9 protein-coding genes are annotated in these 9,633 nt (G+C 58.5%); 4 read left to right on the forward strand and 5 right to left on the reverse strand.

Annotated features, from left to right (window positions below; genetic code table 11):
- Positions 1-165: 165 nt before the first annotated feature.
- Positions 166-732: a thymidine kinase gene (locus HMPREF3042_RS04985; protein WP_038625984.1), complete on the reverse strand. Its 567-nt coding sequence runs from the start codon at positions 730-732 to the stop codon at positions 166-168.
- A 94-nt stretch (positions 733-826) separates the two neighbouring features.
- On the opposite strand from HMPREF3042_RS04985, the gene HMPREF3042_RS04990 reads away from it, so the two are divergent.
- A complete protein-coding gene (locus HMPREF3042_RS04990; protein ID WP_070856315.1) occupies positions 827-1,825 on the forward strand; it encodes a PfkB family carbohydrate kinase in 999 nt (332 codons plus the stop codon).
- Between the two features lie 82 nt (positions 1,826-1,907).
- On the opposite strand, the gene HMPREF3042_RS04995 is transcribed toward HMPREF3042_RS04990, so the two are convergent.
- The 3 genes from HMPREF3042_RS04995 to HMPREF3042_RS05005 all read right to left on the reverse strand — a co-directional run bounded on the left by HMPREF3042_RS04995 (position 1,908) and on the right by HMPREF3042_RS05005 (position 5,522).
- Positions 1,908-3,182, reverse strand: a complete 1,275-nt coding sequence (locus tag HMPREF3042_RS04995) for a PhoH family protein (RefSeq protein WP_070834025.1) — start codon at positions 3,180-3,182, stop codon at positions 1,908-1,910.
- A 181-nt stretch (positions 3,183-3,363) separates the two neighbouring features.
- A complete protein-coding gene (locus HMPREF3042_RS05000) occupies positions 3,364-4,662 on the reverse strand; it encodes an FtsX-like permease family protein (protein WP_246822322.1) in 1,299 nt (432 codons plus the stop codon).
- A 125-nt stretch (positions 4,663-4,787) separates the two neighbouring features.
- Entirely contained in the window at positions 4,788-5,522 is a 735-nt protein-coding gene (locus HMPREF3042_RS05005; RefSeq protein ID WP_070856317.1) for an ABC transporter ATP-binding protein, read from the reverse strand.
- A 117-nt stretch (positions 5,523-5,639) separates the two neighbouring features.
- Between HMPREF3042_RS05005 and HMPREF3042_RS05010 the strand changes: the two genes are divergently transcribed.
- The 3 genes from HMPREF3042_RS05010 (at position 5,640) to HMPREF3042_RS05020 (ending at position 8,786) form a co-directional block, all read left to right on the forward strand.
- Positions 5,640-6,434 (forward strand): sensor histidine kinase, encoded by a 795-nt coding sequence (locus HMPREF3042_RS05010; RefSeq protein WP_083327426.1) that lies wholly within the window; start codon positions 5,640-5,642, stop codon positions 6,432-6,434.
- On the forward strand, positions 6,431-7,144 hold the full coding sequence (locus HMPREF3042_RS05015) for a LuxR C-terminal-related transcriptional regulator (RefSeq protein WP_049170138.1): 714 nt from the start codon (positions 6,431-6,433) through the stop codon (positions 7,142-7,144). Before HMPREF3042_RS05010 ends, HMPREF3042_RS05015 begins: the two co-directional genes overlap by 4 nt.
- A 121-nt stretch (positions 7,145-7,265) precedes the next feature.
- Complete coding sequence (locus tag HMPREF3042_RS05020; RefSeq protein ID WP_070856318.1) at positions 7,266-8,786, forward strand: acetaldehyde dehydrogenase ExaC; 1,521 nt, start codon at positions 7,266-7,268, stop codon at positions 8,784-8,786.
- A gap of 184 nt (positions 8,787-8,970) precedes the next feature.
- On the opposite strand, the gene HMPREF3042_RS05025 is transcribed toward HMPREF3042_RS05020, so the two are convergent.
- Positions 8,971-9,408, reverse strand: coding sequence for a hypothetical protein (locus tag HMPREF3042_RS05025; protein ID WP_070856319.1), 438 nt, complete (start codon positions 9,406-9,408; stop codon positions 8,971-8,973).
- Between the last annotated feature and the right edge of the window lie 225 nt (positions 9,409-9,633).

A 9,633-nucleotide genomic window follows, 5' to 3' on the forward strand; every position in this document is an offset into this window, starting at 1 on the left:
CATAATCCTTTTGTCCCAGGTTCGAGCCCTGGTGGGGGCACTAAATGCCCTGGTGGGCGAACTTCCACAGTTCAACTGCCAGGGCTGTTCCCTTTTTGTTCCCTATTTTTCGTCGTGCGTTTTCTTGTCGCACTCTAGTCCCGGAACTGCCCAACACGTCCCCGCTCACGCCCATTTACCCGACATCCGGTTGTAACAGCTGGCGCACAGGGAGATGTACTTCGGCGCTTCGAGCGCCTCAATTTCCACGGTCTCACCGTCGAGAATAATGCTGCCGTCCGGGTTCAACCGCGCCGTAAAGATGGCCTTCTGCCCACAGGTACAAATTGTCTTAATTTCCTCAATGGTGTGGGCGACTTCAAGCAATCGCTGGGAGCCCGGGAAGGCATGCGTGCGAAAGTCGGTACGCAGGCCATAGCAGAGCACCGGAGTACCGCGAAGGGTAATGCCCAGCAACTGGTCAACCTGGTCAGGGGTGAGAAACTGTGCTTCATCGATGATTAGGCAATCGTGGCCGTCGGCAAGCGAGGAAAGGTCATCGCCGTCGTGGATGAGGTGCGCGCGTTCCGCGATTCCGATGCGGGAGTGCACGTCGCCGTCAGCCAAAGTATCCACGGCCGGTTTGGCGATCAACGGCCGCATATCGCGCTCGCGGTAGTTGTGGGCGACGCGAAGGACCTCGATGGATTTTCCGCTGTTCATGGTTCCGTAGCGGAAGTACAGTTTTGCCATAGCCATCGATTGTAGGGCATGGATTCGCGAGCTCTGACGGGCGTGGAACCGGGCGGCCAACGCGGATTTCAATTCGCGACTATCCTATATTTTTATGCAGCCGAATCCTGACCTGAATGAGAATCCAACCGTCGTTGTATGCGGATCGATCCACCTAGATACCCTGGTCCAGGTCGATAGCGTCCCCGCCGAAGGTGGCACGCTCATCGTTGATGACGGCACTAATTCGCTAGGCGGTAAGGGCGCTAACCAGGCCGTTGCCATTGCTTACGACGGTGTCCGTGCTGTCATGGCCGGTACGGTTGGTGAGGATCGCGCTGCGGACGTCGTGGTCGAGGAACTCAACGCACACGGCGTAGATGTCCACTCCATTAAGACTTCCTGGGATTTGCCGACCGGCAGCGCTTTCGTTGCAACGAACCGCAAGGGCCGCCCGGTCATTTTTGTCCAGCGCGGTGCCGACGCACTGACGGACCCCACCGATTTCGTCGATGAGTTCGCATCAGCGGATGTCGTGCTCGCACAGGGCGAGCTCCTCCCGGAAGCAACTGAGGCCATCGCGTCCGTCGCATCCATGTACAGCGCGCGACTGGTACTGAACCTCAATCCGGTCGTAACCGTTACACCTGCGCTGATTGACCATGCAGATCCGCTGATTGTCAATATGAAGGGCGCCTGGGAAACAATCCGTCGCCTGGACATCGCCGAGGGTATCCGCGCTACCGACTACCGCGCACAGCTCGAGGCACTACTGCAGTACTGCCCCAGCGTCATCATGCTCCGCGGCGACCACGGCTGTCTCTTCGCACAGCACTCCGACGGTATCGATGACGAGCCGACAATCTACGAGCACCCCGCGCTCAAGCTGCCAGAGGAGAAGATTGTCGACGGCACTGGCTCCGGTGATGCGTTCGTCGGCACGCTCACCGCGGAACTGGCTAAGGGTACCTCGCTTTACGACGCCATCCCTCTGGCCACCGCCGCGGGTGCAGCAGCCGTACAGGCGGTCGGCGCATGCTCCGCGTTTGTCCGCCGCGAGAAGCTGCTAGAGATGGTCGAGGCGGAGGACTTTCCCGCTATCAGCGTTTACTAGCGCTCTATAAGCGTCGAAGCCTAACTGCGCTTCGACGGCCTACCTTCTTATAAGGCGGCGATGCTTAACGCGACCGTCGCCGCTAATCCAGCATGCTGGTGACCAGCTCGGCAATCTTCGAGCGCTCCGAGCGCTTCAGCGTGATGTGTGCAAAAAGCTCATTACCCTTGAGTTTTTCAATCACCGCCTGTACACCGTCATGGCGGCCGACGCGCAGGTTGTCACGCTGCGCCACATCGTGCGTAAGGATGACCCGGGAATTGCTACCAAGACGCGACAGCACCGTCAGCAGTACGTTGCGCTCCAGCGACTGTGCCTCATCGACAATCACGAAGCTGTCATGCAGGCTACGACCGCGAATGTGAGTCAACGGCAGTACCTCTAGCATGTCGCGCGAGGCAATCTCATCCATGACGTTCTCCGAGACCAGCCCCTCCAGCGTGTCGTAGACAGCCTGCGCCCACGGGTTCATCTTTTCGTCCTCACTACCGGGCAGGTAACCAAGGTTCTGGCCACCGACCGCGTAGAGCGGACGAAACACCACGATTCGGCGATGCAGTCCGCGCTCCAGCACCGACTCCAGACCCGCGCACAGCGCAAGCGCCGACTTACCCGTGCCGGCTCGGCCGCCGAGGGACACAATCCCCACCGAGTCATCCAACAGCAGGTCGAGCGCAACACGCTGCTCCGCCGACCGCCCCTTCAGCCCAAACGCCTCAGTATCGCCCCGCACCAGCTTGACGACGCCCGGGGCGCTCACCCGTGCCAGCGCAGACTGGCTACCGGCGCTGAGCTGCACGCCGCAGTGTAGCGGCTGCTCCTGAACCTGCTCGAGCTCCAGAAAGCCATTGGCGAAGAGACGATCAATTTCCTCCGGGTCGACATCCACTTCCACCATTCCCGAGTACCCAGTCAGTACAACGTCCTGGGCGCGGTAATCGTCGGCAGGCAATCCCACCGCACCAGCCTTAACGCGAAGCGGAATGTCCTTGGTGACCAGCACGACATCATGGCCATCGTGCTGAAGGTTAAGGGCGCAAGCGAGAATACGGTGATCGTTTTCGGCGGTGCGGAAGCCAGCGGGGAGGATGGAAGGATCGGAGTGATTGAGCTCAATATGCATAAACCCGCCAAGATCATTGGCGGGCACAGGCCGGTCCAGGTGGCCGTAGCGGTAACGCAGCTCTTCGAGGAAACGGAGCGCTTCTCGGGCGAACCACCCCAGCTCTGGGTGGTGGCGCTTGGCCTCCAACTCACTCACCACGACCAGCGGAAGCACAACTTGGTGCTCGTCGAACTTCTTGGTGGCGTGGGGATCGGACAACAGGACCGAGGTATCAAGCACGTAGGTACGCATGCCCTCAGGCTAAAAGTCAGAGGTAGAAATTACGTGGTTGTGAGATGAATGCTTGGTTATCAGATGAACCACAGTTGGTTACAGGCTCTAATCCTCAAGTTGAACCCTAAGGAACTGGCCGAGCACCACTGCACGGCCACTCCACTGCCCTTTTAAGGGCAACCAGTCGTTGCAATGTCGACTAGTCGTTGTGGCGAATCTGGCGCCCCAGCAGCTTTCGGCGCAGTGGATCGACAGCCAAGGTCACAGCACCAACTGCTAGAACTCCCAACAGGTACGCCAGCGCAACAACAAGTGAGCGTTGGCTAAAGGTAACTTCATACGCGCCCGAACCGAACATGACGGCTCCCAACAGTGCCCCCATGGCAAAGCCGAAGATGCTGGTCGCAAGCATGGGGAAGAATGTCTGCTTGAAAGTGACCGTGCGATGGAAGGTGATTGGCGTACCGATGAAGTCCAATGCCTTTGTCAGCGAGGCCTCTTCATAGACGGCTGAGGCCTGCGTCAGCACCGTCGATACTAGTAGCAGAATGAAGCCGATTACGAAGGTGATAGTCACACCGGTTGCAATATCGTGCGCGAATGTAACATCCGCAACTTCTTCAATCTTGTCTTCGCCAGGCACCATCATTGTGTAGCCAAGCAGCAGGGACAGGAAGGCCATGGAACTTACTCGACGCCACGATTCCTTAGCGTTAGTCGCTACTCGTCGCGTCGCCACAAAATCACTTGAAGTACCGAAGAAGCTGGAGATGCGGGCAACAAGCTGGATAAAGAAAGGCGCCACTAGGCCAATTGCCCAAACCATCAGGTACATCATCGCTGCGACACCAAGCGTGGCCGTAACGGTCCCACCCGCGACATTGGAGTTGGCAACCACGTACAGGACAACCGCACCGATAACAACGGCCACAATCATGCGCCATGCCTTCATCGACTTGGGCACGTCTTTACGGCTAACGCCAAGTGGCGAAATCATCACCCTTCGCAAACCAACCACAGCAGCAAAGAGCGCGAGAAGCACCACGGCAACCCAGACCAGCGGGTAGCCCCACCAAGGCAGCAACATGTCCCAGGTATCCAGGTAGTCATTATCGAACTTGATCATCGCCCAGAATGGCGCGGTGGCAACCGACAAGAACGTGCCCACCACAAGCCCAACAGCTGCCAATACGAGGGTTTCGATAATAACCATGCGTGTAACTGCCCCGTTAGACAGACCAATCAAGCGCAGAGTTGCCAATCGCTGCTCCCGCCCTGCAGCGCCAAGCACCGCCGACTGTGCCACCAGCGAAACCATTGCCGGAATCACAAAAACGCAGGCCACCAGTGCCAGCTGCAGGTACATCTCGCCCTGACCTTGATTCATGTAATCCTCGGGCGTTGGGTTCGGCGGCAGCTTTGGCTCAGCCTGCCAACGGCGGTAAAACATGGTCGTGCCACCGACGACGACCAACGCCAACCAGGTACTCACGGTCATCGCCACCACGGACAATGCGGATAGCCAGCCGTTTCCCGAATGGGATTCACGCCCGGCGCGCTGCAGCCGCGTGCTCAGGTCCGCTAGTGCGCCGGTAGGGATTCTCTGGGGTTTTGGTGCTTCAGTTACGGTGCGCACTTTGTAACCTCCGCTCCTGCCAGCAGGCGGTCGTCGTGAATCAGGCCATCGCGGATCTCCACACGTCGACGACACCAGTCGGCCACCTTCACATCGTGAGTAACCATCACCAACGTCGTGCCGGTCTGCTCCACCAACGCAATCAGTTGCTGCATGACCTCATGACCTGTGGACTGGTCCAACGCGCCAGTCGGCTCATCAGCAAAGATGACACCTGGCTCCCCCGCCATCGCGCGGGCAATTGCCACACGTTGCGCTTGACCGCCGGACATTTGTCCTGGGCGACGGCGCGTGAGGTCTTTTAGGCCCAGGCGGCTGAGGACATCGTCGGCAAGCGCGAGTGACGTTGAGCGCTTCTTGCCCTGCAGAATCATTGGCAGAGCAACGTTTTCTCTGGCAGTCAGCTCGGGCAGGAGCTGGCCATCCTGGAAAACGAAGCCGAAGTCGTGTAGGCGGAGGGCGGAGCGGTCGGCGTCGGAAAGCGAATTGATCTTGGTATCACCGAAGATGACGTCGCCGTCATCCGGCAGCAACACGCCGGACATGCAGTGCAGCAGCGTGGACTTACCAGAGCCGGACGGTCCCATGACTGCAACGGTTTCGCCGGGCTCAATGGTCAGCGAAATGCCGGTGAGGACGGGAGCGGAATTGTAGGACTTGGTGATGTCGCGGATACAAAGTCGTGCGTTTCTGGGGCTGTTGTTCTCTGTCATGGCACTCATTTCACTCGCACGGACGCGATTTCAACACCGTGTTCACTTTCCTTTTGCGGTAGTGCTAGGTCTACCATGCCGGAAAATAATTCCTCCGCGTTCAGAGCTTTCGTACCATGGGAAACTATGGAGCTGAAGGATTATTTCCGCAAATATATCGGCGCGAACCGCCGCGAAAAAGCGCATAAACGCAGCTACGAAGAATCCGCCGCCGCCCGCATCGCCGAACTTACCGCTTCACGACGCACAATTGCCGAAGCCTTCGAGATTGAACGTCGCCGCATTGAAAACGACCTCCACGACGGAGCTCAGCAATACATTGTTGCGGCTTCAATGAAATTGGGCCTTGCGGAATTAGAGGCCTCCAATACGGACAATGAGGAATTAATGCAGCTCCTGGCGGAAACGCGCGGCCATTTGGAGGATGGCCTGCGGGCCTTGCGGCGAACAGTCCATGGCATCCATCCGCAGGTATTGCGCGATCGCGGACTGCAAGCGGCTGTTGAGGAAATTGCTGAAGGATATGGCCCTCACGTGGTTGTGCACACTCCCTATCCCCTGCCGGAATTGGAGGAAAGCGTGCTCGCCGCGGCATATTTTTTCTGTGCAGAAGTGCTGACAAATGCAGCAAAATATGCGCCGAATGCCCCTGTTTCTGTGCTGCTCACCTCAGATCAGACACTTAATATTTCAATTACCGACCAAGGCCCTGGTGGGGCAAAATTGGGGCGCGGATTGCGGGGTATGAAAGAGCGTCTGGCTACTTTCGACGGTGCGATGACCATGCACTCTCCCGAAGGCGGGCCAACGCAGGTAATAGCCAGAATTCCCTTGATGTTGAACCGCTGGGAATCGGGCATTGGAGAAATGGAAGGTGTGGATATGGAAAGCGTGGAGAAGAAAGGTGCGGCGAAAAAGTGAAAATTGTCATTGCGGATGACTCGGCACTCCTGCGGGAGGGGGTCGCGGGACTCGTCGAAAAGCGTGGACATGAAGTCATTGCGATGGTCGATACTGCCCACGGTCTAGTGGCTGACATCGATGACCGGTTTGACGACTCGGGCGAGCTGCCAGACCTGGTGATTACCGATGTGCGCATGCCTCCGAAGATGAGTGACGACGGCCTGCGGGCCGCAGTGGAACTGCGCGAGCGTTATCCGCAGCTGAATGTCATGGTGCTGTCGCAGTATGTGGCGCCGGCGTATGCGCGTGAGTTGTTCTCGCCGGGAGGTGCTGGGGTTGGTACTGGGGCCGGCTCAAGTGGCAGCAGCTCGAGTGGCGGGACCGGGTATCTGCTCAAAGACCGCGTTGGCCAGGTGCTGGACTTCTTGGGTTCGCTCGAAGTTGTCGCCGGTGGTGGCGTGGTGATTGACCCTGATGTGGCGACGGCATTGATGCAGTCCGGCAAATCGGGGCTAGCCAGTTTAACGGCGCGCGAACGCGAAGTGCTCGAGCTGATGGCACGCGGCAAGTCCAATAAGCAGATTGCCGATGACCTCGTGCTTTCCGGGGCGGCGGTGGCGAAACACGTGTCCAACATCTTTATGAAGCTGCATCTGGAGCCCGGCGAGGAAAACCGCCGTGTGCGGGCAATTTTGGAATTTCTCACGGCGACGTCGGGGCAGATTTAGGGTCGGCAGCAATCGCATCTCTCGCAAAAGCGATGAAAAAATAAGTGTTGATTATGGCACGAGTCACAATTTAAAGTTGGCTCATACGTTTGTTGTTTCCCTATAGAAAGGACGTGTCTACATGACTGTTTACGCCAACCCCGGCACCCCCGATGCAATCTTCACGTACAAGGAGCAGTACGAAAATTTCATCGATGGTAAGTGGACACCTCCAGTAGACGGGCAATACATGGACAACTCCACCCCGGTTACGGGTGAGGTTTTCTGCCGGGTTCCGCGGTCTAACGAGAAAGACATTGAGCTCGCTCTCGACGCCGCGCACAAGGCGAAGGACTCCTGGGCCTCGGTTCCTGCGGCCGAGCGGGCGCTGATCCTCCACCGCATCGCGGACCGTCTGGAGGAAAACCTTGAGAAGATTGCTGTCGCCGAGACCTGGGAGAACGGCAAGGCCATTCGCGAGACCCTCGCCGCTGACATCCCGCTCGCAATCGACCACTTCCGCTACTTCGCCGGGGCCACCCGCACGCAGGAGGGGCGCATCTCGCAGATTGACGACAACACGGTCGCCTACCACTTCCACGAGCCACTCGGCGTCGTCGGCCAGATTATCCCGTGGAACTTCCCCCTCCTGATGGCCGCATGGAAGATCGCCCCGGCCCTCGCCGCCGGCAACTGCATCGTGCTCAAGCCAGCAGAGCAGACCCCCGCGTCGATTCTCATGCTCACCGAGCTTATCGCCGATTTGCTTCCGGACGGCGTTCTCAACATCGTCAATGGCCTCGGCACCGAGGCCGGTGCTGCGCTGACCGCAAGCGACCGGATCTCCAAAATTGCGTTCACCGGATCGACTGCCGTGGGCCAGCTAATCAACAAGGCAGTGTCCGACAAGATTATTCCGATCACGCTGGAGCTCGGCGGCAAGTCCCCGTCCATCTTCTTCCCCGACGTCATGGACGCCGACGATGCGTTCCGCGAGAAGTGCATTGAGGGCCTGGCCATGTTCGCGTTGAACCAGGGCGAGGTCTGCACCTGCCCGTCGCGAGCCCTGGTCCACGAAGACATCGCTGATGAGTTCCTGAAGCTCGCGGTCGAGCGCGTTAAGCAGATTAAGACCGGCAACCCGCTGGATACGTCGGTACAGATGGGCGCCCAGGCCTCCCAGGAGCAGCTGGACAAAATCTCCGGTTACTTGGAGTCCGGGCCGAAGGAGGGCGCGGAGGTTCTCACCGGCGGCAACGTCGCCAAGCTCGAAGGGCTGGAGGGAGGCTACTACGTCGAGCCGACAATCTTTAGGGGCAACAACTCGATGCGTTTCTTCCGCGAGGAGATTTTCGGCCCGGTCCTGGCCGTGACAACCTTCAAGACTCTGGATGAGGCTCTCGAGATTGCCAACGACACTATCTATGGTCTTGGCGCCGGCGTGTGGAGCCGCAACCAGAATAACGCCTACCGCGCTGCCCGCGGCATCCAGGCTGGCCGCGTGTGGGTGAATAATTACCACAGCTACCCTGCTCACGCAGCCTTCGGCGGTTACAAGCAGTCCGGTATCGGCCGCGAGAATCACTTGATGATGCTCGAGCACTACCAGGAGACCAAGTGCATGCTCGTCTCTTACGACGAGAACCCGACTGGCCTGTTCTAAGAATCCGCCCCTCGGGGCTGGGCAATCTTTCGATTCCGATTCACGTCCGATGAAGGTGTCGACAATTGCCTCCGACCCGCCCCAAAAACGCTCTCCGCGCCTGGCAGGTTACGATGGTCGGCCTTAACCTGACGCATCAGGCACTGGCGACTCCAAAGTTAGAGGCCTAGCTCACGGTCGCCAGCTAGGCCTCTCTTTCTTTCTTCACTTGCCGGTACCACCTACGCATCCGATTAATCGCGGCACTGGCGGCCCATCCGCCGATAAATAGTAGCGGGATGTAGAAGAACACGACATAGGCGACGACCAGGCCGTCCTGGCCATCGGGCGGCGTGGTGAGAAATAGGAATGCCAAATCGCCAAGCGCAGCAATTCCTGCGCCGGTAGCTGCTGCGACAATGCTCCGCGCGCTGGTCATCCCCCGGACCGACGAACGATCACCGGCAAAAACAGCTATTGCTCCGACCAGCATTACTGAGACCAGTATGGACACGATCCACGACGCAATTCCTTCGTCGTAGGCGAGATTGGGCTCCGGCAAGATTAGCCCACCCAAAACACTCCACGCGACCGCGGCGAAAAAGGACGCCAGCAAGGGGCGGGTTATATTGTCGAGCCTCATGCGTCCCAGGTTACGTGAGAGAACCTGCAGCGTGACCGACTCTCTCCCCCTCCAACGGAGAATCGAGTTACGCTCACAGGCGCAAAACCCTCCGAGCATAGAGTGGGTTAAGTAGCAAAACTGACAACCCGAAAATTTACGGGCTGCAAATGTGAAACTGTGCGAGCTTATGACACTTTCAAGCCATTTTCCGGGCGGTAGGGTCAGGCGGTCATTGCATCATGG

This window comes from Corynebacterium sp. HMSC074C05, assembly GCF_001838325.1.
Lineage (GTDB): Bacteria > Actinomycetota > Actinomycetes > Mycobacteriales > Mycobacteriaceae > Corynebacterium > Corynebacterium amycolatum.